Here is a 22,297-nt window from a genome sequence, read left to right as displayed (position 1 = left end):
CACACGGCCGACGCGTGCTTGACGCGTCGCCAGGTTTGCATTGTTGAACGCATCGACTGGCTTTGATTGAACCCCGCGGCCTAGCCGCGTGTCTTTCAGATATCGCCACTTCGTCTGGTTCATTCAGGGAACAGGGAAGAGTGCCATGTCCAATGACGCGATTAACCCCACTGCTTCATCCGCCAAACAGCCCTCGAGCAGCAAGCTCGACGCCGGGCCGCATCCCGCTTCGCCGGGGCCTGCGGGCAAGCATCGCGCGCCGCCGTGCACGCTGGTCATCTTCGGCGCGGGCGGCGATCTCACCAAACGGCTCTTGACGCCCTCGCTCTACAACCTGACGGTCGACGGCCTGCTCGACGATCGCATGAACGTCATCGGCGTCAATCACGGCGAGCGCGAAACGAAGGCGTGGGTCGATGATCTCAGCCAGTCGTTGCAACGGTTCGCCGCGGACAAGGCGAGCGAGTTTCATACCGGCAAGATCGACGACAAGGCATGGCAGTGGCTCTCGTCGCGCATGGAGTACATGGCGGGCGAATTCGAAGACGACGCGCTTTACGAGGCGATCAAGCAACGCATCGACAAGGCGCCCGACGGCAATGCGATCTTCTATCTCGCCGTAGGCGCGCGTTTTTTCAAGCCGATTGTCGAGCGGCTCGGCACGCACGGCTTGCTCAAGGAAGATCCGCAAGGTCATGGCGGCTTCCGACGTCTCGTGATCGAAAAGCCATTCGGCACCGACCTCGCTTCCGCACGCGATCTGAATGCGCACATTCTGCATTTCGCAAAGGAAAAGCAGGTATATCGCATCGATCACTTTCTCGGCAAGGACACGGTGCAAAGCATTCTTGCCGTGCGCTTTGCGAATGCGTTGTTCGAGCCGGTATGGCGGCGCGAGTACATCGACAACGTGCAGATCACGGCGGCCGAAACGCTCGGCGTCGAAGGGCGCGGAAAGTTCTACGAGCAGACGGGCGCATTTCGCGACATGGTGCCGAACCACCTGTTCCAGTTGCTCGCGATGGTCGCGCTTGAGCCGCCCACATCATTCGATGCCGAAGCCGTACGCGACAAGAAAGCGGAACTCTTCGATGCAATCGAGCCCCTGACGCCCAACGATGTCGTCTTCGGGCAATACGAAAAGGGCGATGCGAAGGCGGCCTATCGCGACGAACCGGATGTCGCGCGCGACAGCAAGACGGAAACGTATGCGGCTGCGCGCGTGTTCATCGACAATTGGCGCTGGGCAGGCGTGCCGTTCTATCTGCGCACGGGCAAGCGCATGACGGCGAAGCGCACGGAAATCGCCGTGCATCTGAAACGCGTGCCGTTTCTGATGTTCCGCGATACGCCCGTCCATGCTTTGACGCCGAACGTGCTCACGCTGCGCATCGATCCCGCGCACGGCACGAGCTTCGACTTCAACGTGAAGGTGCCCGGACCGACAATGCAGATCGGCGCGGCGCGCTCCGCGTTCGACTACAACGACTACTTCGAGGAAAGCGCGAACGTCGGCTACGAAACGCTGCTGTACGACTGCATGCGCGGTGACGAGACGCTGTTTCAGCGCGCGGACAGCATCGAGTCGAGCTGGTGCGCGGTGGACCGTGTGCTGCATCCTCAGGGCGCCGCGTTGCAGGTGCATGGCTATCCGGCGGGCAGCAGCGGCCCGGCGCAAGCGGATGAAATGCTAGCCCGCGATGGCCGCGCGTGGCGGCCGCTGGAGAAAAGCGGCTCGGCGAAATAGCACGCTGAATGGCGCACTGAATCAGCCGCACTGAACAAGAACCAGAGAAAGGGGAACGACTTGGCTACGAGCAGGAAAGAAGCAGCAAGCCGCGAAGAACGGATACTTGCGATCGATGTCGGCGGCACGGGCTTGAAGGCGGCCGTGCTCGATGCGGATGGCACCATGAAAAGCGAGCGCGTGCGCGTGCCGACGCCGCATCCGTGCGCGCCGGAGCAACTCGTCGATACGCTCGCCAAACTCGTGCAGCCGCTTGTCGACGAACATCATCCCGCGTTGATGTCGATCGGCTTTCCCGGCGTCGTGCGTGACAACCGCATTCTTACCGCGCCGAATATCGGCGATGAAAGCTGGCGCGGTTTTCCCCTCGCGGACAATCTCATCGCGCGTGTCGGCGGCATGCCCGTGCGCATGATCAACGATGCCGAGATGCAGGGTCTCGCTGCGATCGAAGGGCACGGCATAGAGTTTGTGCTGACGCTCGGCACGGGCGCGGGCACCGCGCTCTTTCGCGACGGCGAGCTGATGCCGCATCTCGAACTCGCGCATCATCCCGTCAGCAAGGGCCGCACCTATGACCAGTACATCGGCAACGCGGCGCGCGAGAAGGCGGGCAACAAGCGCTGGAACCGGCGCGTCGAAAAAGTTCTCGGCATCCTGGCTTCGCTCGTCAACTACGACAAGCTGTGGATCGGTGGCGGCAATGCGTCGAGGCTCACGTTCGAGTTGCCGCCGAATGTCGCGATCGTGTCGAACGCTGCGGGCATCGAAGGCGGTGCGAGTCTCTGGCATCCGAGGTCGGTGCGCGAGTCGCGCCAGTTGCCCGAACCGAGCCGCAAGAAAGGCGCGTTCAAATAGCGCGCCGCACGAAGGCCCTGAAATGCCCCGAACGTCGCGCTGCGGAATAACGGGGCAAGGTATTCCGTTTGTTCTCTGGCGGCCGCGAATGCGTGGCCGCAGTTTGTTCATCCGGGGTCAACGGAGCCGGTCGATGAAAACATCCCCTTATGCACGGCTGGCGCGCGCGGCGCTCTGTGTCGCGTTGTCGGCGGGCGCGATGCAGGTCCTCGCGGCGGACGCTTTCGAAGTGACGTCGCCGGGTACGCCCGACGGCGGCACGGTCGATTCGAGCCATGCGGCAAGCGCGAACAATTGCGGCGGCGGCAACCAGTCGCCCGCCGTGCAGTGGCGTAACGTGCCCGCGGGCACGCGCAGTTTCGCGGTGACGCTGTTCGATCCCGACGGCGCGAAAGGCCTGGGCGTGATCCATTGGGTGCTGTACGGGATACCCGCATCGTTGACGTCGCTGGCACACGGCGCGTCCGCGCCCGAGGGCAGCGTGAGCGGCATCAACCGCACCGGGAAGCCCGGCTATTACGGGCCGTGTCCGCCCGTCGGCGACGTGCCGCATCACTATGTGCTGCAGGTCTACGCGCTCGATCTCTCGCAGGACGCGCTGCAGCCCGGTCTCAATCACGATCAGTTTCTCGCGGCCATCAACAATCATGTGCTGGCCGCGAGCAGCACCGTGCTGCGCTACGGACGCTAGCGCGCGACGCACGCCCTTTGCACGGCGTTTGCCGCTTATTTGCTGCTTATTTGATGCTTATCGCGGCGCATCGCCCCAACGGTATTCGACCGTCGCCTCGTCGAGCTGCGTCTTGAGTTCGGGGGCGAGTGTGTAGTCGGCAGCGGCGAGCGAATCGTTCAGTTGGTCGACCCGGCTCGCGCCGATGATCGCCGATGTGATGACAGGGTTCGCAAGCACCCACGCGATCGCCGTCTTCGTCATCGGCTCGCCCGTTTTCGCGTTGATTTCGCGCAGCGTATCGATGGTCTTGAACTCTCGCCCGTGCCAGTAGCGCTCCGAGTACATCGCGCCTGCCTTGCCAACTGTTTCGGTGAAGCGTCCGTCCGCCGGCTTCGCGTCGTGACGATGCTTGCCCGTCAGCAGGCCGCCTGCGAGCGGGTTATACGGCATCACCGCGAGACCTTCTTCATCCGCGAGCGGCAGCAGTTCGCGCTCGATCTGTCGGAACAGCAGGTTGTAGCGCGGCTGCACCGACACGAAGCGCGCGGTGCGCAGCACGTCCGCGCGGCCGAGCATGCGCGCGAGCCGATACGCTAGATAGTTCGACACGCCGATATAGCGCGCCTTGCCCGAACGCACGATCACATCGAGTGCTTCGAGCGTTTCGTCGAGCGGCGTGTCGCGGTCATCGGAGTGCAGCTGATACAGATCGACGTAATCGGTGCCCAGACGGCGCAGCGATGCATCGATGGCATCGAGCAGATGCTTGCGCGACGCACCCTGGTCCCACGGTGACGGGCCAACTTTGCCGACAGCTTTCGTCGCGAGAATGAAGCGGTCGCGCTTGCCCTTGAGCCAGCGCCCGACGATCTCCTCGGTGCGGCCTATGACACCTTCAGTGCCTCCGAGCGGATAGACATCAGCCGTATCGATGAAATTCACGCCGGCTTCTGTCGCCTCGTCGAGAATGCCACGCGATACATCTTCTTCGGTTTGCAAGCCGAAGGTCATCGTACCGAGACACAAACGCGAGACAGTAAGGCCGGTGTTGCCGAATTTGCGGTATTGCATGATCGACTCCGCGAGAAGAGAACTTTGAGTAATCGGGTGGTGTGCGGCAGGACGCGAGCACGAAAGCGCGACAAAAGAAGAAGCATAGCGGCTATCGCGGATTCGCGTCGCTGGGCTGTCATGCGAAGTCATCCGCAGCCGTGCGCAGTCGATCGCCGACACCGCTTTGTCCTTCCTTCGTCACGTAATGGCGAAAACTTTTCATTCACGTAAGGTCTAAACGGCTTTGACATCGAGTCGAGGTTGATGTCCGATGAGTGTCGAACGAAGCGTCAACGACAATATCGAGCAAAGCAGTTTCTCCGCGCGTAGTGCGATCGTCGCCGCTGCAGTCGTGGGAGTCGTGGCCTTAGGGATTGCCGTCACGTACGCAGTCCGGTTGAAAGGCAAAAAGGGTAATGCGCGCGTGCCCGAGCCTGCGAAGAGCGTCGATCTGGACCGCTACACGGGGCACTGGTACGAGTTTGCGCGCTACGACAATCACTTCGAACGGGGCCGCGATTTCGTCACGGCCAACTACGCGAAGCGCGATGACGGCTCGCTCAGCGTGATCAACACGGTCCGCGACGGCGCGAACGGCGTGCGGCGCATTGCGAGAGGCAAGGCGCGCGTGATGCCCGGCTCTGACAACGCCAAACTGAAAGTGTCTTTCTTCGGACCGTTCTACGTCGGCGATTACTGGGTGCTCGATCACGCGGACGACTACCGATGGTCGATCATCGGCGAGCCGAGCGGCGCGTATCTATGGATACTGACGCGTGATGCGAAGCCGACGGGGGAACTGCAACACGCGCTGCTCGAACGCGTGCGCGCGCTCGGCTATGACCTTTCGATGTTGCGCCGCACGCAGCACTGAAAGCGCGGCTGAAAATTTTTCTGCTTCTGCGAAGCGGTTGCCGGCTTATTGCCTGCGTTGCGCTATTGAACGCCGCTTCACGGTAAGTTTTGCTCTTTGCCACGCTTGTCATGCGTGGTCGACGTCAACGCTTTTGCGTCGACCCGCGCACGATCAGTCGCGGCTCCGACGTCACGCAAATGCGCGGCGTCTTCTGATGCGCACCATGCTTGCGTGTCGGCCGCTCGATCAGATCGCGCAGCAGCGTCACGGCAAGCTCGGCGGCTTCGACGGTCGGCACGGCGACGGTCGTCAGCGGCGGGCGCGATTGCTGCGCGAGCTGGATGTCGGTGATGCCGACCACGGACAGATCGCGCGGCACGTTGCGCCCGAGATCGGCGGCGGCATGAATGGTGCCGAGCGCGGGCAGGTCGTTCGTCGCGAAGATGGCTGTCATGTTCGCGTCGTGCTCCAGCAGATCGCGCGCGGCCGTATAGCCGCCCTGGATCGTGTCGGGCGCGTAACGCACGTTTTTGGCGGGCACCTTCAGGCCCGCTTCGCGCATCGCATCGATGAAGCCTTCGTAACGCGACGCGTGAATCCCCGAAGGCTTGCTGCCGACAATCGCGCCGATGCGCCGATGACCCAGTTCGATCAGATGCTTCGCGGCCAGCCGGCCCGCAAGACGAAAGTCGACGGCGATGCACGGCAAGCCCGGCGGATCGTCGGGACGTTCCCACATGCACAGCACCACGGGCGCGCCGCGCGCCTGCGTCTTGTGCAGGTCGTCGAAGTCGAGATTGGCGTTCATCACGAGCACGCCTTCGGAGAGCGTGCCTGCGATCTGGTCGAGATACGCACGGCCCGCGTGCGGGTCCTCATTCGTGTTGCAGATGATGACGAAGTGGCCGCTCTTGCGTGCCTCGCGTTCGACGGCGAGCGCGAACTCGGGATAGAACGGATTCGCGATGCTCGACACCATCAGCGCGATCGTGGGCGCGCGGCCTTCGGCGAGCGCGCGTGCGGCAAGATGCGGACGATAGTTGAGCGCTTCGACGGCTTCGAGCACACGCTGACGCGTCTGCTCGCCGACGCGTCCGCGATTGCGCAGCACATTCGAAACCGTGGCCGACGTGACGCCGGCGCGCCGCGCGACTTCGCTGAGAGTAGACATGGTTTGTGCGTCTTCAATATATGGGACAGACGTTCATCATTTGCATTGGCTACGAAGGCGGGGCACCATGCGCGAAACACCAGAACGATGATCGGAGACAACGTTGACCGGCCCACGGCAAGGGTCAACGGAAAGGCCAGCGAGCCGCGGTCGCGATGCGATCGCGTTTTTTCGGCCATTCAGATTAAGCGCTTAATCTCCGCTTCGCGCTGATTAAATCACGGAGTCGAAGCGATGGCGAGCATTTCGTTGAAGGGCGTGCAGAAAGCGTACGGAGACAACGCGCCCGTGATCCGCAACGTCGATCTGGAGATCGGCGAGAACGAATTTTGCGTGTTCCTCGGTCCGTCGGGCTGCGGCAAGTCCACGCTGCTGCGCATGATCGCAGGGCTCGAGGATGTGACGGACGGCGACCTGTCGATTGGCGGGCGCATCGTCAACGACGTGCCTGCTGCCGAGCGCGGTGTCGCGATGGTGTTTCAGAGCTATGCGCTCTTTCCGCACATGAGCGTGTACGAGAACATGGCCTTCGGCCTGAAGCTCGCGAAGAAGCCGAAAGACGAAATCGACCGCAAGGTTCGCGAGGCCGCGCGCATCCTGCAACTGGAAGCGCTGCTCGACCGCAAGCCGCGTGCGTTGTCAGGCGGGCAGCGGCAACGCGTCGCGATTGGCCGCGCCATCGTGCGCGAGCCTGGCGTGTTTCTGTTCGACGAACCGCTTTCGAATCTCGACGCGACGCTGCGCGGCCAGACGCGCATCGAAATCGCGCGGCTGCACAGGCAGTTCGCGTCGGCGAGCGTCGTCTACGTGACGCACGATCAGACGGAAGCGATGACGCTCGCCGACAAGATCGTGTTGCTGCATACGGGCAAGGACACGGAGCGCTACGGCAGCATCGCGCAGATCGGCGCGCCGCTTGAGTTGTATCACCGGCCCAGGAGCCGTTTCGTCGCGGGCTTCATCGGCTCGCCGCGCATGAATTTTCTGCCTGCAAGGGTCACGGCGATCGACGCGCAGGGCGTCGACGTCACGCTCGATCACACGAATGAAGCCGTGCGCGTTCTCGTCGACGGCAGCACGCTGCAAGGCGCTCAGCCGGTGATGCTCGGCGTGCGTCCCGAACATCTCCGGCTCATCGCTGCCGATGTATCACGACGTGAGGCAACGCTTATGCGCACCGTTTCGCTCGTCGAGCATCTGGGCGAGCACAGCTACGCGCATCTGGAACAAGCCGGCGGCGATGTGCTGGTCGCGAAAGTGCCCGGCAATGCGCGCATCGAGCAGGGCGAGCGTGCGGTATTCGAGGCGCCCGCCAACGCCTGCCATCTTTTCACCGATGACGGATTCGCCGTGAAGGCGCTTAACACCGTCGAACACTACGCATAAGGGACATGCGCATGCGCCTTGGAGTCTGCTATTACCCGGAGCACTGGCCGGAATCGATGTGGGAAGACGACGCGCGCCGTATGAAGGCGCTCGGCATCGAACAGGTGCGAATCGCGGAGTTCGCGTGGAGCCGTATCGAGCCCACGCCGGGCGAATACGATTGGAGCTGGCTCGATCGCGCCGTCGATGTGCTCGGCAATGCGGGCTTGCAGGTGGTCATGTGCACGCCGACGGCCACGCCGCCGAAGTGGCTGATCGACCGTCATCCCGACATTCTGCCCGTGGGTGCCGATGGCCGGCCGCGCGCGTTCGGCTCGCGACGTCACTATGATTTTTCGTCGCCGTCGTATTTCGAGGCGTCGCGCAAGATCTGCACGGCCGTAGCCGAGCGTTATGGCAAGCATGCTGCCGTCGCTTACTGGCAGACGGATAACGAGTTCGGCTGCCACAACACGGTGGTCAGCTATTCGCCTGCTGCCGTCGCGCGCTTTCGTGTGTGGCTCAAGGAGCGCTATCAAACCATCGACGCGTTGAACCGTGCGTGGGGCACCGTGTTCTGGAGCATGGAATACCGCAACTTCGACGAAATCGACGCGCCCGTTGCGACGGTGACGGAGGCTCATCCGTCGCATCGTCTCGACTACCGGCGTTTCGCTTCCGATGAAGTCGCGCGCTACAACCGGATGCAGGTCGAGATCATTCGTGCGCATTCGCCGGGGCGGCCCGTCGCGCACAATTTCATGCAGCTTTTCACCGAGTTTGATCATTACAAGGTCGCACGCGATCTCGATGTGGCGACGTGGGACAGCTATCCGCTTGGCGCGCTTGAAGAGCAGTGGTACGCGCCGGAGATCAAGGCGAAGTTTCTGCGCACGGGGCATCCCGATTTCGCGTCGTTCAATCACGACGTGTATCGCGGCATGTCGAAGCTGCCGTTCTGGGTGATGGAGCAGCAGCCCGGTCCCGTCAACTGGGCGCACTGGAATCCCGCGCCGCTGCCGGGCATGGTGCGTCTGTGGAGCTGGGAAGCGTTCGCGCATGGCGCGGGCTGCGTGTCGTACTTCAGATGGCGTCAGGCGCCGTTCGCGCAGGAGCAGATGCACGCGGGCCTGAACACGCCCGACAATCGCATCGATATCGGCGGCAGCGAAGCGGCGAAGGTCGCGCAGGAGATCGCGCATGTGTTGTCGGCTGATGCGGATGCGAACGCCGATGTGCACGGCAAGATCGCGTTGATCTACGACTACGAAGCGAAGTGGCTGTTCGAGATACATCCGCAGGGCGCGGATTTCCACTATCCGCGTTTTGCTTTCGAATACTACTCGGCGTTGCGTTCGCTGGGTTTCGATGTCGACGTGATTTCCGCCAATGCGCCGTTCGACGGCTACAGCATGATCGTCGTGCCGCCGTTGCCCGTCGTGCCCGCCGACTTTGCGGCGCGGCTCGCGGCATCGGGCGCGCACATCGTGCTCGGCCCGCGCACGGGCTCGAAGACCCCTGATCTGCAGATTCCCGCGAACCTGCCGCCGGGCGCGCTCGCATCGTTGCTGCCGATCCGCGTGTGGCGCGTCGAATCGATGCGGCCCAACGTGACGGAACCGGTGCGGCTCGACGGCACGGGCGATGCGCAGCGCGAAGGCTATGCGCGTCACTGGCGCGATCTGATCGATGCCGTCGATGAACGCACGTTCAGTGTGCACGCGCGTTTCGGCGACGGTCATCCCGCGTATGTGCAACATGGTCGCGTTCATTACTTCGCGAGCCTGTTCGACGACCGTCTCACCGAGTCGCTGTTCGCGCGCATCGCGACGGAAGCCTGGCTCACGCCGGCGCCGTGTGGAGACAGCGTGCGCATCAGCCGGCGCGGCAAGCTCGCGTATGTCTTCAACTATGCGCACGAAAAGCACGTGATCGAAGGCGTCGATGCATCGCGCTTCGTGATCGGCACGCGTGAAGTCGAGCCGCAAAGCGTAGCGGTTTATCGGACCGAGTAGGCAAGTGATCCAGCACGTAAAAACCAGACACAAATGACAGGAGACGAAAGGATGACAGCAAGCCAGTTCAACCCGCGCAAGGCGTTCGCGACGATGGCCATCGCCGTTGCGGCAGCCGTATCGTCGTTCGCGGCGACGACCACGGTCGCGCAGGCGGGCACGATGACGATGAACATCGCGTTCAAGGGCGCAAGCCAGCGCGCGGTGTGGCAATCGGTGCTCGACGACTTCAAGAAGGCGCACCCGGACATCGACGTGAAAGTGTCGTTCGTCGATGAAGAGGCGTACAAGGTGCAGTTGCCCGGCTGGCTGTCGACGGTCGCGCCCGATGTCGTCAACTGGCACAACGGCGAGCGCATGGCCTATTACGCGCGGCGCGGCCTGTTCGAAGACCTGAGCGGCGACTGGAAGAAGAACGGCTGGGACAGCATGTATGCATCGACGAAGGAATCGTCGACGTACAACGGCAAGCAGTATGCGGCGCCGACCGTGTACTACTCGTGGGGCCTGTTCTATCGGAAGGACCTGTTCCAGAAGGCCGGCATCGCGTCCGAGCCGAAGACGTGGGATCAGTTGATGGACGCGTGCAAGAAGCTGAAGGCCGCGGGCATCACGCCGTTCGCAGTGGCCGGCCGAGATGCATGGACGCTCGCGGGCTGGTTCGATTATCTGGACCTGCGCCTGAACGGCAACGCGTTCCACCAGAAGCTGATGGCGGGTGAAGTGCCTTATACCGATCCGCGCGTGAAGAAGGTCTACACGACGTGGAAGCAGATGCTCGACGATCACGATTTCATCGACAACTCGCTGTCCTACGATCTGGATGCGGCGCAACCGTTCCTCTTCCAGGGCAAGGCCGCGATGATGCTGATGGGCACCTTCATCACGGGCGGTTTCCCGGCGAGCGTGAAGCCGAACATGAGCTACTTCCAGTTCCCGATCATCGATTCCAACGTGCCGACTGCCGAGGACGGCCCCGTCGAGTCGCTGCACATTCCGGCGAAGGCCAAGAACAAGGCCGACGCGCACACGTTCCTCGCGTTCGTCGAATCGCCGGAGCAGGGCGCGAAGCTCGCGGCGGGTCTCGGCTCGCTGTCCGCGAACAGCAAGTCGCCGGAACCGGAAGATCCCATTTCGAAGATCGGCTTCCAGATTCTGTCGAACACGAAGGGCGGCATCGCGCAGTTCTACGATCGCGATATGACGAAGGAAATGGCCGACGAGGGGATGAAGGGCATGCAGCAGTTCGTCTCCGATCCGTCGAAGCTCGACGCGATTCTCGCGCAGCTCGAACAGACGCGTAAGCGCATCTACAAGAAGTAAGGGCGGACGCGCCGGGCGACGAAAGCATGTGTGCGCCGCCCGGCGCGCAGCAAGTCAGCAGCCCGCTTGCATGAAGAGGAGCATCGTCGTGTCGCACTCGGTCACACGTCAGGACATCAACGCCACGCCGCCTTCGCCGCAGGCCGCGCCTGCGCCCAGAGCGGCGGGCAGGCGGCGCGGTCCGTCGCCCTCTGCGCGTCGGCAGCGCAAGGCCGCGTTTCTGTTTCTCGCGCCCGCGTGTCTGATGGTCGCGGTGTACGTCGTCTGGCCGATCCTGTCGTCGATCTGGCTCAGCTTCTACAACTGGGACGGCATGACCGACAAGGCCTTCGTCGGCCTCGCGAACTACATCGAGCTGTTTCAGGCGCCGACGTTCTACACCGCGTTAAAGAACAACCTGATCTGGCTCCTGCTGTTCCTGCTCGCACCGCCGATGGGACTCGCCGTCGCGCTCTATCTGAATCAGGCCGTGGCGGGCATGCGCGTCGTGAAGTCGCTGTTCTTTGCGCCGTTCGTGCTGTCGGGCGTTGTAGTCGGGCTGATCTTTTCGTGGTTCTACGATCCGACATTCGGCCTGCTCGCGATGATCCTCGGACACGGCGTGCCCGTGCTCGGCGATGCGCGCTATGCGACCTTCGGCATCATCTTCGCCGCGCTGTGGCCGCAAACGGCATACTGCATGATTCTCTATCTGACGGGTCTCACGACGCTCAACAGCGAGCAACTCGAAGCGGCGCGCATGGAAGGCGCGAAGGGCTGGTCGATGCTATGGCACGTGGTGCTGCCGCAATTGCGGCCCGTCACGTTCATGGCGATCGTCGTGACGGTGATCGGTGCGCTGCGCAGTTTCGATCTGATCTCGGTGATGACGGGCGGCGGCCCGTTCGAAAGCTCGACGGTGCTCGCGTATTACATGTACGACCAGGCGATCAAGTACTACCGCAATGGTTATTCGGCGTCGATTGCCGTCGTGCTGTTCGCGATCATGCTCGTGTACATCGTCTATCACCTGCGCCGCATGCTGCGCCACGAACAGTAAGGAGCGGACCATGTATCCGATGCCCGTTGCGAAATGGAAGGCGCTCAACCGGCGCCTGTACAAGCTGTCGTTGCCCATTGCGCTTTTGATCTGGCTGCTGCCGATGATCGCGGTGCTCATCACGTCGGTGCGCTCGACGGAGGAACTGAGCGAAGGCAATTACTGGGGCTGGCCGAAGCACATTGCTGTCTTCGATAACTACCGCGAAGCGCTCACCACATCGCCGATGCTGCACTACTTCTGGAATAGCGTGCTGATCACGGTACCTTCCGTGATCGGTTCGATTGCGCTCGCGGCGATGGCGGGCTTCGCGCTGGCTGTCTACCGGTTTCGCGGCAACACGACGCTCTTCGCAACATTCGTGGCGGGCAACTTCGTGCCGATCCAGATCCTGATGATTCCCGTGCGCGACCTGTCGCTGAGCCTTGGGCTCTTCAACACGCTGTACGCGCTGATTCTTTTTCACGTGTCGTTTCAGACGGGCTTTTGCGCGCTCTTTCTGCGCAACTTCATCAAGCAGTTGCCGTATGAACTGGTCGAGGCGGCGCGCATCGAAGGCGCGGACGAATGGACGGTGTTCTTTCGCATCGTGTTGCCGCTGATTCGTCCCGCGCTCGCCGCGCTCGCGATTCTCGTCTTCACCTTCGTCTGGAACGACTACTTCTGGGCGCTGTGCCTGACGCAAGGCGACGAGGCCGCGCCGATCACAGTGGGCGTCGCCGCGCTCAAAGGCCAATGGACGACGGCGTGGAATCTCGTATCGGCCGGTTCGATTCTCGCTGCGCTGCCTTCCGTCGCGATGTTCTTTGCGATGCAGAAGCACTTCGTTGCGGGCCTCACGTTCGGCGCTACCAAGGGATAGTCCTGCGATCGCGATACGTCACTGGCCCGGTTGCGCAGCCGGATGCACCCCTGCAAGCGGCGATCCATAACCGCCCGAGTGCGCATTGTTCGGCAGACCGTTCACGAGTTGCGCGCGCGGATCAATCGGATTCAGATTGAGTTCGCCCGCCTGCTGGTTGCCATGCGTCGGATATTCGCTGCCGAGCGGCGCTGTCGGCATCAGGCGCGTGTTGTTGATCGGCGAGTTCACGTCGTCATAAACAGAAAGCCCCTGTGCCTGTGATAGACCCGCGCTCAACGCTAGCGCAAGAGCTGTGGCGACATGAAGAGAAACGCCGGTCTTATGCACGATGCACTCCTTGGTGGATGATGCCGCGCTCATGCGAAGGGACTTGCCTCGCAAACTTCACGCGACGCGGTTCGCTTTAAACTATTGGCCATCGCATGCAGGAGTTCAAGGCAGCGAGCACGCCGTAGTGCAGGACGCGTCGCGGATTTGTTTCAGTTCGTCACGACATCGCTCTCACACCTTTTCTCCCGCAATCTCACCAACCGTGCGCCGCACCGCGCGCAAGATCTCATTCGCCAGTTCCGGTCGCGCCTTCAGCACCGCACGCGACGCCGCGATGCCGCCGATCAGCGCCGTCGTGATCGTAATCGCCTTTTCGCGGGCGTTGCCCTTCGTCTTGCGCGCGTGCAAATGTTTCTCGAACACGCTGACCATGTTCTCGATCCCTTCGCTGTAGCGCGCGCTGATCGTCTCGTCCTGCCGGCCGATTTCGCTCGCCGAGGCCGCCATCGCACAGCCATTGGCAATGTCGTCGCGCCTTTCCTCCGACAAATAACTGTCGAGCAGCTCGCCGAGGCTCGGCATATGGCCGTTGCGCGGCGTCGTCATTCGCTCGTGGCTGATCTGCACGCCGTACGCGAGCGCTTCCGCCGCGAGCGCCTCCTTCGACTTGAAGTGCGCGTACAGCGCGCCGTGCGTGAGCCCTGCGGCCTTGCCGATCTCGGCCACGCCGACGCCGTCGATGCCTCGCTCGCGGATCAGCCGCGCGGCCGTCTCGACAAGGGCCGCGCGGTTCTGCGCCGCCTTTTCCTTGCTTACCTTCATGGCTGTTCCACCTTTCCAACGATGCTGACGCAAAAGCCAACGCAAAAAAGCGCTTGACACGCATTCATTGCGATCGATATCATTAATTTAAGATTGCAGTTGCAATTATAAAGCAGCTGCCGGCGGATGTCCGCCTCATCTATCAACTCTGGAGAATTGAATGTCATTCGAAAACAAGACGGCGCTCGTGACGGGCGGCAACAGCGGTATCGGTTTTGCGACGGCGCGGTTGCTGATCGCGCAGGGCGCGCGCGTCGCGATCACGGGCCGCGACCAGGCGAAGCTCGACGAAGCCGTCGCCGAACTCGGCCCGAACGCGCTGCCGATCCGCGCGGATGTGAACGATCCGGAGGCCATCGATGAAGTGATGAAGGTGATCGGCGAGACGTTCGGCAAGCTCGACATCGTGTTCGCGAATGCGGGCGTGAGCGGCGCGACGCCCGTCGGCGGCACGACGGCGGAGAAGTTCGAATCAATCATGCGCACGAACGTCACGGCGGTGTTCCTGACGGTGCAAGCGGCCGTGCCGCTGATGGGCGAGGGAGGCTCGATCGTGCTGAACGGCTCGGTGATGCGCGAACTGGGGCGTGCGGGCTCAGCGGCTTATTCGGCTTCGAAGGCCGCGATCTCCGGCATGGCCCGTGTGCTCGCGTCCGAACTGGTGACGCGCGGGATTCGTGTGAACACGGTCATCCCCGGCGCGACGCGCACGCCGATCTGGACGCGCGGCGACCGCGCGGGCGCGACGCTCGACGCCGCCGAAGCCGCGATGACGCCGATGATCCCGATGAACCGGCTCGCCGATTCCGAAGAAGTCGCGCAAGCGGCCATGTTCCTCGCGTCGGATGCATCGTCGGGGATGACGGCGGCGGAGATCGTCGTCGATGGCGGCAACACGGGTGCGCCGATGGGGGCGCCGGTGTTTCGCGGATAAGCAAGCGAAGTGGTGAACGCGAACTTCCGCGCGCGAGGTTCTGATGAAAAAAAGGGGGCGATGCTCAGCCTCGCGGCTGCGCATCGCCCTCGTCGTTCGAACGCGCGTCGTCGTGCGAATCAGCGCGAATGCAGCGTTTAAGCGAGCCCCGCCACGATAGTCGCGACGATCGACCCGAGCACGAGCACGAGCACGAGCACGAGCACGAGCACGAGCACGAGCACGGGCACGGCCGGCGCCGATCGTTCTGCGTTTGGTGACGCTCCCCGGCATGAATGCAGCATGAATGCCGGGGCTTCCTCGCCAGCAAGAGGTTCCTTCTTCCTGCATCAACGCGGATTGCCGAATGAGCGACTTATGACGCGATCCGGTCTTGTATCCGCTCAGCCCGATGTTCTGGTCGAGGGGCTTTGCCCTCGCAGGCATGCGCCGGCCGCCCGCCGGTCGCATTGCCCTTGCGTCGAAACGCGACACGCTTGCGGGTTTTGGCCGATTCGTATTGGCCGTCGCGCAGTCGCTCGATACCGCGTTCCTTGATGTTGCACGCGGCGTCATGATCAGCATGCGCCTCTAAACCACAGCTTCGACAGACGAACCGCGCGCCCTCGCGATTGTCCGGGTGAATGTGCCAGCAGCGGGAACATTCCTGACTCGTATGGGCCGCGCGCACCGTGCCCACCAGCTTGTTGCGTCGTGCAGCCTTGTAGGCCAGTGTGCGATGGATCGCGCCCCAGCACGATTGGAGAATCGAGCGATTCGGCACCGCCTTCGCACCGGCACCGTTCCGAAGCCACTGCGGACTCGTCGAACTTCGCTTTCGGCCGCTTCACCATGTTAGGGATCTGCAGATCCTCGTGCGGCGATTCGGATTTGTTGAGATCAGCCAGCTAGGCAAATCAAAACTTGCTCATAAATTCAACTCGGTCATCCGGCGGGCGAGACCGGACCGAATTCGCTAGATTCGCCGGATCGATGACGCGAATTAGTTGGACTGGCCCGAGTTAAGCACGATGTGGCCTGCTCTCGTCGCGAGCGGCAGTACGCGGCCATGATCCGTCATTCGCGCGCTCGGCCGTTATGACACTCGGACGTCGGACTCAATCCAGCAAACGGCCGTCCAACTGGCGCAGTCGAATGTTGCTTCCTCGGCCTTTGCGCGGGAGAACTTCATCGTCAGCGACAGTGTCGTCCATTGTTGGGGTGTCATCGAATCGGAAGGAGCGTGCCGCGCGGTCCTGACCACGGCCGACGGCCTGCCATGCGTAAAGCGCGTCGAAGATCATCTCGAGTATCCGGCATCATTACGACCTGGTACGTGGGTGAGGCTGGCGACGCGGACTCAGGCTGTCGAAGCCGCGCTTCATTTGTCGGAGCATTTCTGCGCCGCAGATTGCCACTGTTACCGCCGCGGGGCCTTTTACCCAGGCCAGTCTTGCTTCTGGAAAGGCGGTAGCCAACGCTGAGGAAGGCTAATTGTATTTCCGTGATTGTTCCCTATCCTTGAAAGTGATGGCACGTGCGCCCCAGGCGTAACCACGCAGACAGAGCGCATGCGGCTCTATCCTTGTTTGCGAGGCGGCCATGAACAACAACCCCCGCATTGCCGGGCTCCGGCGCCTTCCCGCGCGCGGCGCCGGTTCCCTCATCGATTCACGGCGTCGCCGCGTCATTCAGGCGGCGGCAGCCGCCGCGCTCGCCACCGGACTCGCCCCTGTGGTCCGTCCCCGCCCCGCGCGTGCCGCCACCACCCGTACCCTCAGAATTCTCCAGTGGAATCATTTCGTGCCGGGCTACGACAAGTGGTTCGATGGCACCTACGTGAAGGAGTGGGGCCAGCGCCACGATACTGAGGTCATCGTCGACCACGTCGGCATTCCGGCGCTGGCCACGCGCGCCGCCGCCGAGGTCTCGGCCCAGAAGGGGCACGATCTATTCATGTTCCTCTCACCGCCTCCCGTGTATGAAGATCAGGTGATCGACCACCGCGAGATCTATGAAGAGTGCCAGCGCAAGCATGGCAAGCCGGTTGACCTGGCGGTGCACAGCACCTACAACCCTAAGACCCGAAAGTACTTCGCGTTCTCCGATAGCTTCGTGCCGGATCCTGTGAATTACCGCAAAGACTTGTGGGATGAAGCCGGGTTGCCGCCACCGGACAGTTGGGATGACGTACTGAGTGCTGGGCGCAAGATCAAGCAGACAAAAGGCATTCCGGTGGGCATCGGCCTGTCGTCCGAACTGGATACCGCCATGGCCATGCGCACCATACTCTACGCCTTCGGCGGTTCCGTGCAGGACACGCACGGCAACGTGGTGTTGAATTCGCCCAGCACGCTGGAGTCGGTCAAGTACGTCCAGGCACTGTATCGCGACGCCATGACGCCGGAAGTGTTGGCGTGGGATCCATCCTCGAACAACCGCGCCATGCTGGCGGGCAAGATTTCGCTATGCCTGAACGCCATTTCCATCACGCGCGAAGGCGAAAACAAGAACATTCCCGTCACGCCCAACATCTGGCTAACGCAGGCCCTGCGCGGACCCGCGCAACGCATCTGCCTGGAACATGTAATGGACTGCTACGTGATCTGGAAATTCGCCGAGAACATTGCCGGCGCCAAGCAGTTCCTCGTCGACTATATCGACAACTTCCGCCAGGGCTTCGTCGGCAGCGAGTTCTATAACTTCCCATGCTTCCCCAGCACCGTGCCGGACCTCAAAAAGATGATCGAGGACGACTCCAAGGCCAAGCCAGGCGACAAATACAAGGTGCTGGGCGCCCTGATGGTGCAGGCCACCAATGTCGGCTACCCGGGCTACGCCAACGCCGCCATCGACGAAATCTTCAATACCTGGGTACTCAACACCATGTATGCGAGGGCCGCAACCGGCGACGCCACGCCACAGGACGCTATTCGCGACGCCGAGGCCGCCTGTAAGCGGATCTTCGCCAAATGGCAAGCCAGAGGGCTAGTGTAGACGGCGGTCGACGGTCGCCAGCGTCGCAGGACGCCAGCAGTCCCCGGCGATTGGCAACACTCCCCGCTCAGAGCGCCATCCGGACCGCCATGGCCACAGTGGAAACCCGCTCGCTCACCAAGCGCTTCGACGACATCACCGCCGTCGACGCGATCGACCTCACTGTGCGCGAGGGCGAATTCCTGGTGTTGCTCGGCCCGTCCGGCTCGGGAAAAACCACCCTGCTGCGCATGATTGCCGGGCTGGAGACGCCCACCTCAGGCGATGTCCTGGTTGGCGGTCGCATCGTCACCAGCCTCCCACCGCGCGCGCACAACATGGCGATGGTCTTCCAGAGCTACGCGTTGTATCCGCACCTGACGGTGGCCGGCAATATTGCCTTCCCGCTGGAGGCCCAGCACATGCACTACAAGACTATCGCGAGCAAGGTCAAGTGGGCCGCAACGCTCTTCGGCATCGATCACCTACTGACGCGCAAGCCGCGCGAGCTTTCCGGCGGCGAACGCCAGCGCGTGGCGCTCGCGCGCGCGGTCGTGCGCGATCCCGTGACCTTCCTGCTGGATGAGCCGCTGTCCAATCTCGACGCCAAACTCCGCGCCTCTGCGCGCGACGAACTGAAGCAGATCCAGCGCCGCCTGGGCACGACGACAATCTACGTGACCCATGACCAGATCGAAGCCCTGGCACTCGGCGACCGCGTGGCGGTGCTGGACCACGGCGGCATGCGCCAGCTCGACACGCCGCAACAAGTCTATCTGCATCCGGCCGATCGGTTTGTCGCCACGTTCATTGGCTCGCCCCCGATGAACCTGATTGCCAGCGACAACGTGGAAACCGGCTTCCGCCCTGAGCATTTCCTGCCACGTGAACTCTTCGACAACGATGCGCAACTCGAGCTCTTCCCAGTGAGCATCACGCGCATCGAATACCTTGGCGCCGATCGCCTCGTGTACGGACTGCTGGAGCCGCCGCAGCCCCCGGTCAAGGTCATCTCCCGGATACCGTGTACGGCAAACGTGGCGCTGCAGGCTGGTACACGGCGCCTCTTCGCCGTGCGACTCGTCGATCTGTGCCGCTTTGACGCGCGTTCCGGCGCCAGCCTGGGCACGGTCCCCAATGCGCCATGAACGTGTCTCCCAACACCTCACGAACTCCGGGCCGCCGCATTGCGCGCGCGCCGTGGGACGATCGCTGGCTTGGTCCTCTGATGCTGGCGCCCGCGCTCGTCTATATCGCGCTGTTGCTCGCCTTCCCGTTCTTGTTGTCGATCTGGTACAGCCTCACTGATGTAACGGTCGGCAGTCAGGTGGCTCGATTTGTCGGGGTGGAGAACTTCCGGCACGTCGTGCAAAGTTCCCAGTTCTGGAAGTCGTTGCGCAATGCACTGGTGTTCACGCTGATTTCGCAGGCACTGGTGGTGGTGCTCGCCAAAATACTTGCGCTGGCGCTGGCGCGCGATTTTCCCGGCAAGTGGCTGGTGCGCCTCATGATCCTGCTGCCGTGGGTCGCGCCGATCTCGCTGGGGTCGATCGGCTGGTTGTGGATATTCGACCCGGTCTACAGCGTCATCAACTGGACGTTGCGTGCGCTTGGCGTGGTCGGCCCCGGCGTGTGGCCGATATGGCTGGGCCAGCCCGATCTGGCGATGACGTCCGTCATCGTGGTGGATGTCTGGCGGTTACTTCCGCTCGCCACCGTCATCATCCTGGCTGGCATGCAAGGCATCCCGCACGAACTGCACGACGCTGCCGCCATGGACGGCGCGGGCTTCTGGCGGCGGCTCTTCCGGATCGACATTCCGCTGCTGATGCCGGTCATGCTGGTGGCGCTGTTATTCGGCRTCGTCTTYACGTTGACCGACATGATCATCATCTACGTGCTCACGCGCGGTGGCCCCTACGATACGACTCAAGTGCTGGCCAGTCTGGCGTTTTTCACTGGCATCCAGGGCGGCGACCTGGCCGAAGGTGCGGCCATTTCGCTCTTCCTGTTCCCGCTTCTGGTGGCGGTGGTCGTGCTGCTGCTAACGGTGGCGCATCGCGCCGAGGTGATCTGACATGCCTGTCGACTCGGCAACGGGAGGTTGGAAGGCCGGATGGATGAGCCCACGCTGGCGCGCGCGGCGCGCAAATCGCGGCATTTGCGACGCTGGCCGCCTTTGCCGTGTTCTGCGCCTTTCCGTTCTACTGGATGCTGATTACCACCTTCAAGGACGTGCACGACCTGATCAATACGGCAAACAACCCGTTCCTTTTCAATCTGCCGCCCACGCTGGAGAATCTGCGCGTCCTGTTCGAGGAAACCCAGTACGCGCGCTGGCTCCTCAACACGCTGCTGGTGGGCGTGGTGGTGGTGATCATCACGCTAGCGCTGGCCGTACCGGCCGGCTACAGCCTGGCGCGGCTCACCGGGCGGCAGGGGCGGCGACTCGCGATCGCCATCTTCGTCACGTACCTGATCCCGCCCACCATCCTCTTCATCCCGTTTTCGCGCATCATCGGCGCGCTCGGCCTGCAGGATTCGCTGTGGTCGCTGGTGCTCGTGTACCCAAGCTTTACCGTGCCCTTCTGCACCTGGCTGATGATGGGGTTCTTCAAAGCGGTGCCTCGCGACATCGTAGAAGCCGCAATGATGGATGGCTTGAGTGGCTTCGGCGCATTCCTGAAGGTTGTCGTACCGCTTTCGTCGGCCGGCATCCTGACCGTCGTTATCTTCACCCTGACACTGGTGATGCAGGAGTTCGTCTACGCCCTCACGTTCATCACCAGTTCTTCGCAGTACACCGTCAGCGTTGGCGTGCCGACCTTCCTGGTACGCGGCGACGTCTACTTCTGGGGCTCGCTGATGGGCGCATGTCTTGTCGTCAGCGTGCCGGTCGCGCTGCTCTACAACGTCTTCCTTGACCGCTTCGTGGCCGCTTTTACCGAGGGTGCTGTGAAGTAGCGGTGCCGTGACGYGCCATTGGATCGCCATCGTGCCTCGAACCAGGCATGAGGTAGGCCGCCAGCGAAGGACCCCTTCGGAGGCACTTCCGCCGCATGGGACCTCCACGCCTGCTCGGAAGCCGCTCGCTTCGCCACTTGCCTGGATATAAATTCGCCCCGTTTCGACCTACGTCGCAACTACAATCCGGTGCACCCGGAGTACGCGGCGCCTGGCACACCTTTMGGAATAGTTAACCTAAACTCAGTGCGTAGCGCATTTCGCAACAAGCCCGGGCGTATTCCCGGGGAAGGCCTGGTCACGCTATTGCGGATGTTGTCGAGGCACGGCGTGCGCAGACTTGTCGCCACGATCGCGCTGCGCAGCGAAGAGGGCAACGTCCGTCATGTGCGTGAATCCCTGACGGCGCGAGCCTTTGTAGAGTACTGGATTCAGGCGCCTCAGCACCGCGCGGCCCGCCGCCGGTGCGTCTGCCGAAATCATGCGACGAGTGCGACAGATGGGGACCCGTCGCGTCACGCTGAGGGGGCGACCATGCGCGCACTCGACATCATGACTCCGTCCGTCGTCACCGCCACACCGGACATGACGATCTACGACGCGGCAAGACTGTTCGTCGACCACCGTATCAGTGGGATGCCCGTCGTCGGCGCGAACGGACAGGTCGTCGGCATTGTCAGCCAGGGCGATCTGCTGCATCGCGTGGAAAACAACACCGGCTACGGGAAGCGTCCGTGGTGGCTCGAATTTCTGTTGTCAACGCCCCGCGAGCAGGCCGCGAGGTATGTGAAGGAGCACGGGCATGTCGTCGGCGACGTGATGTGCGACCAGGTGATTTCGATATCCGAGGACATGCCGCTCGATCAGATCGCAGACCTCATGGAGCGCCGGCATCTCAAACGCGTGCCGGTGCTGAAGGACGGCAAGCTGGTCGGCATCGTGAGCCGCTCGAACCTGATCCGCGCACTCGCGAGCGTCACGCCGCCCGTGGATTCGGCTTCGCACGACGATGCGAGTCTGCGCGATGCGATAGTCCTGGAAATGCRCGGGAAGCGTTGGGGGTTGCCGAAACAGGGCGTACTCGTCAAGGACGGCGTCGCGCATCTATGGGGCGTGATTGAGTCCGAGGAGGAAAAGCGCGCGATCCGCATTGCGGCCGAGGCCGTGCCCGGCGTCAAGCGCGTGGAGAGCCACCTGGAGTTCCCGAGCGTGATTCCAACGCTGTAGTCCGCACGCCGTCGCAAGCTGCGCGCAGGTCGATTCGCACGCGGAGAACGACGTCGGGGATAGTGACGGCGACATTCAAACCGGCGGGCCGCTCCCGACGGACTGCGCCCGCCATGTTCCGCAAAGACCGGCATGTTTCAACCCGCTCGGTTTGCGGCTC

At 62.7% G+C, this 22,297-nt stretch carries 21 protein-coding genes; 15 read left to right on the top strand and 6 right to left on the bottom strand.

The window, feature by feature from the left end; genetic code table 11:
- Positions 1 to 145 precede the first annotated feature (145 nt).
- The 3 genes from zwf (at position 146) to GCT13_RS01895 (ending at position 3,296) form a co-directional block, all read left to right on the top strand.
- On the top strand, positions 146 to 1,747 hold the full coding sequence (gene zwf, locus GCT13_RS01905) for a glucose-6-phosphate dehydrogenase (RefSeq protein ID WP_152755097.1): 1,602 nt from the start codon (positions 146 to 148) through the stop codon (positions 1,745 to 1,747).
- A gap of 60 nt (positions 1,748 to 1,807) precedes the next feature.
- Entirely contained in the window at positions 1,808 to 2,605 is a 798-nt protein-coding gene (locus GCT13_RS01900; protein WP_152755096.1) for an ROK family protein, read from the top strand.
- 199 nt (positions 2,606 to 2,804) lie between these two features.
- Positions 2,805 to 3,296 carry a YbhB/YbcL family Raf kinase inhibitor-like protein gene (locus GCT13_RS01895; RefSeq protein WP_227746708.1) on the top strand — a complete coding sequence of 164 codons (492 nt, stop codon included), beginning with the start codon at positions 2,805 to 2,807 and terminating at the stop codon, positions 3,294 to 3,296.
- 57 nt (positions 3,297 to 3,353) lie between these two features.
- On the opposite strand, the gene GCT13_RS01890 is transcribed toward GCT13_RS01895, so the two are convergent.
- On the bottom strand, positions 3,354 to 4,349 hold the full coding sequence (locus GCT13_RS01890; protein ID WP_152755094.1) for an aldo/keto reductase: 996 nt from the start codon (positions 4,347 to 4,349) through the stop codon (positions 3,354 to 3,356).
- A 253-nt stretch (positions 4,350 to 4,602) separates the two neighbouring features.
- Here GCT13_RS01890 and GCT13_RS01885 point away from each other — a divergent pair, with 253 nt between their 5' ends.
- Positions 4,603 to 5,205: a lipocalin family protein gene (locus tag GCT13_RS01885; RefSeq protein WP_152755093.1), complete on the top strand. Its 603-nt coding sequence runs from the start codon at positions 4,603 to 4,605 to the stop codon at positions 5,203 to 5,205.
- A gap of 124 nt (positions 5,206 to 5,329) precedes the next feature.
- On the opposite strand, the gene GCT13_RS01880 is transcribed toward GCT13_RS01885, so the two are convergent.
- Positions 5,330 to 6,358, bottom strand: a complete 1,029-nt coding sequence (locus tag GCT13_RS01880; RefSeq protein WP_152755092.1) for a LacI family DNA-binding transcriptional regulator — start codon at positions 6,356 to 6,358, stop codon at positions 5,330 to 5,332.
- Positions 6,359 to 6,592: 234 nt separating this feature from the next.
- Here GCT13_RS01880 and GCT13_RS01875 point away from each other — a divergent pair, with 234 nt between their 5' ends.
- The 5 genes from GCT13_RS01875 (at position 6,593) to GCT13_RS01855 (ending at position 12,962) form a co-directional block, all read left to right on the top strand.
- Positions 6,593 to 7,744 carry an ABC transporter ATP-binding protein gene (locus GCT13_RS01875; protein WP_152755091.1) on the top strand — a complete coding sequence of 384 codons (1,152 nt, stop codon included), beginning with the start codon at positions 6,593 to 6,595 and terminating at the stop codon, positions 7,742 to 7,744.
- Between the two features lie 11 nt (positions 7,745 to 7,755).
- Positions 7,756 to 9,738 (top strand): beta-galactosidase, encoded by a 1,983-nt coding sequence (locus GCT13_RS01870; protein ID WP_152755090.1) that lies wholly within the window; start codon positions 7,756 to 7,758, stop codon positions 9,736 to 9,738.
- A 51-nt stretch (positions 9,739 to 9,789) separates the two neighbouring features.
- Entirely contained in the window at positions 9,790 to 11,061 is a 1,272-nt protein-coding gene (locus GCT13_RS01865) for an ABC transporter substrate-binding protein (RefSeq protein ID WP_152755089.1), read from the top strand.
- An 88-nt stretch (positions 11,062 to 11,149) separates the two neighbouring features.
- On the top strand, positions 11,150 to 12,100 hold the full coding sequence (locus GCT13_RS01860; protein WP_321574162.1) for a carbohydrate ABC transporter permease: 951 nt from the start codon (positions 11,150 to 11,152) through the stop codon (positions 12,098 to 12,100).
- 10 nt (positions 12,101 to 12,110) lie between these two features.
- Positions 12,111 to 12,962 (top strand): carbohydrate ABC transporter permease, encoded by an 852-nt coding sequence (locus tag GCT13_RS01855; RefSeq protein ID WP_152755087.1) that lies wholly within the window; start codon positions 12,111 to 12,113, stop codon positions 12,960 to 12,962.
- Between the two features lie 18 nt (positions 12,963 to 12,980).
- Here the strand turns inward: GCT13_RS01855 and GCT13_RS01850 are convergent, their stop codons facing one another.
- Together GCT13_RS01850 and GCT13_RS01845 are read right to left on the bottom strand one after the other, a co-directional pair.
- Entirely contained in the window at positions 12,981 to 13,325 is a 345-nt protein-coding gene (locus GCT13_RS01850) for a hypothetical protein (protein WP_152755086.1), read from the bottom strand.
- A gap of 141 nt (positions 13,326 to 13,466) precedes the next feature.
- Complete coding sequence (locus GCT13_RS01845) at positions 13,467 to 14,057, bottom strand: TetR/AcrR family transcriptional regulator (protein ID WP_152755085.1); 591 nt, start codon at positions 14,055 to 14,057, stop codon at positions 13,467 to 13,469.
- A gap of 160 nt (positions 14,058 to 14,217) precedes the next feature.
- Here GCT13_RS01845 and GCT13_RS01840 point away from each other — a divergent pair, with 160 nt between their 5' ends.
- Positions 14,218 to 14,991: an SDR family NAD(P)-dependent oxidoreductase gene (locus tag GCT13_RS01840; protein ID WP_152755084.1), complete on the top strand. Its 774-nt coding sequence runs from the start codon at positions 14,218 to 14,220 to the stop codon at positions 14,989 to 14,991.
- 355 nt (positions 14,992 to 15,346) lie between these two features.
- Here the strand turns inward: GCT13_RS01840 and GCT13_RS01835 are convergent, their stop codons facing one another.
- Positions 15,347 to 15,754, bottom strand: a complete 408-nt coding sequence (locus GCT13_RS01835; RefSeq protein WP_152755083.1) for a zinc ribbon domain-containing protein — start codon at positions 15,752 to 15,754, stop codon at positions 15,347 to 15,349.
- Positions 15,755 to 16,088: 334 nt separating this feature from the next.
- Positions 16,089 to 16,274: a hypothetical protein gene (locus tag GCT13_RS01830; protein ID WP_152755082.1), complete on the bottom strand. Its 186-nt coding sequence runs from the start codon at positions 16,272 to 16,274 to the stop codon at positions 16,089 to 16,091.
- Positions 16,275 to 16,572: 298 nt separating this feature from the next.
- On the opposite strand from GCT13_RS01830, the gene GCT13_RS01825 reads away from it, so the two are divergent.
- The 5 genes from GCT13_RS01825 (at position 16,573) to GCT13_RS01805 (ending at position 22,137) form a co-directional block, all read left to right on the top strand.
- Entirely contained in the window at positions 16,573 to 17,967 is a 1,395-nt protein-coding gene (locus tag GCT13_RS01825) for an ABC transporter substrate-binding protein (protein ID WP_152755081.1), read from the top strand.
- A gap of 89 nt (positions 17,968 to 18,056) precedes the next feature.
- A complete protein-coding gene (locus GCT13_RS01820) occupies positions 18,057 to 19,094 on the top strand; it encodes an ABC transporter ATP-binding protein (protein ID WP_152755080.1) in 1,038 nt (345 codons plus the stop codon).
- Positions 19,091 to 20,023 carry a carbohydrate ABC transporter permease gene (locus tag GCT13_RS01815; protein WP_152755079.1) on the top strand — a complete coding sequence of 311 codons (933 nt, stop codon included), beginning with the start codon at positions 19,091 to 19,093 and terminating at the stop codon, positions 20,021 to 20,023. The genes GCT13_RS01820 and GCT13_RS01815 overlap by 4 nt, the downstream gene beginning before the upstream one ends.
- A 134-nt stretch (positions 20,024 to 20,157) precedes the next feature.
- Positions 20,158 to 20,910, top strand: a complete 753-nt coding sequence (locus GCT13_RS01810; RefSeq protein WP_227746702.1) for a carbohydrate ABC transporter permease — start codon at positions 20,158 to 20,160, stop codon at positions 20,908 to 20,910.
- A 534-nt stretch (positions 20,911 to 21,444) separates the two neighbouring features.
- Positions 21,445 to 22,137 (top strand): CBS domain-containing protein, encoded by a 693-nt coding sequence (locus tag GCT13_RS01805; RefSeq protein WP_152755077.1) that lies wholly within the window; start codon positions 21,445 to 21,447, stop codon positions 22,135 to 22,137.
- Positions 22,138 to 22,297: the final 160 nt, after the last annotated feature.

It is taken from the genome of Paraburkholderia franconis, from assembly GCF_009362735.1.
In the GTDB taxonomy this organism is placed as follows: domain Bacteria; phylum Pseudomonadota; class Gammaproteobacteria; order Burkholderiales; family Burkholderiaceae; genus Paraburkholderia; species Paraburkholderia franconis.
The sequence above is the reverse complement of the archived record's forward strand: the minus strand, read 5'-3'. Positions and strand labels throughout refer to the sequence as shown.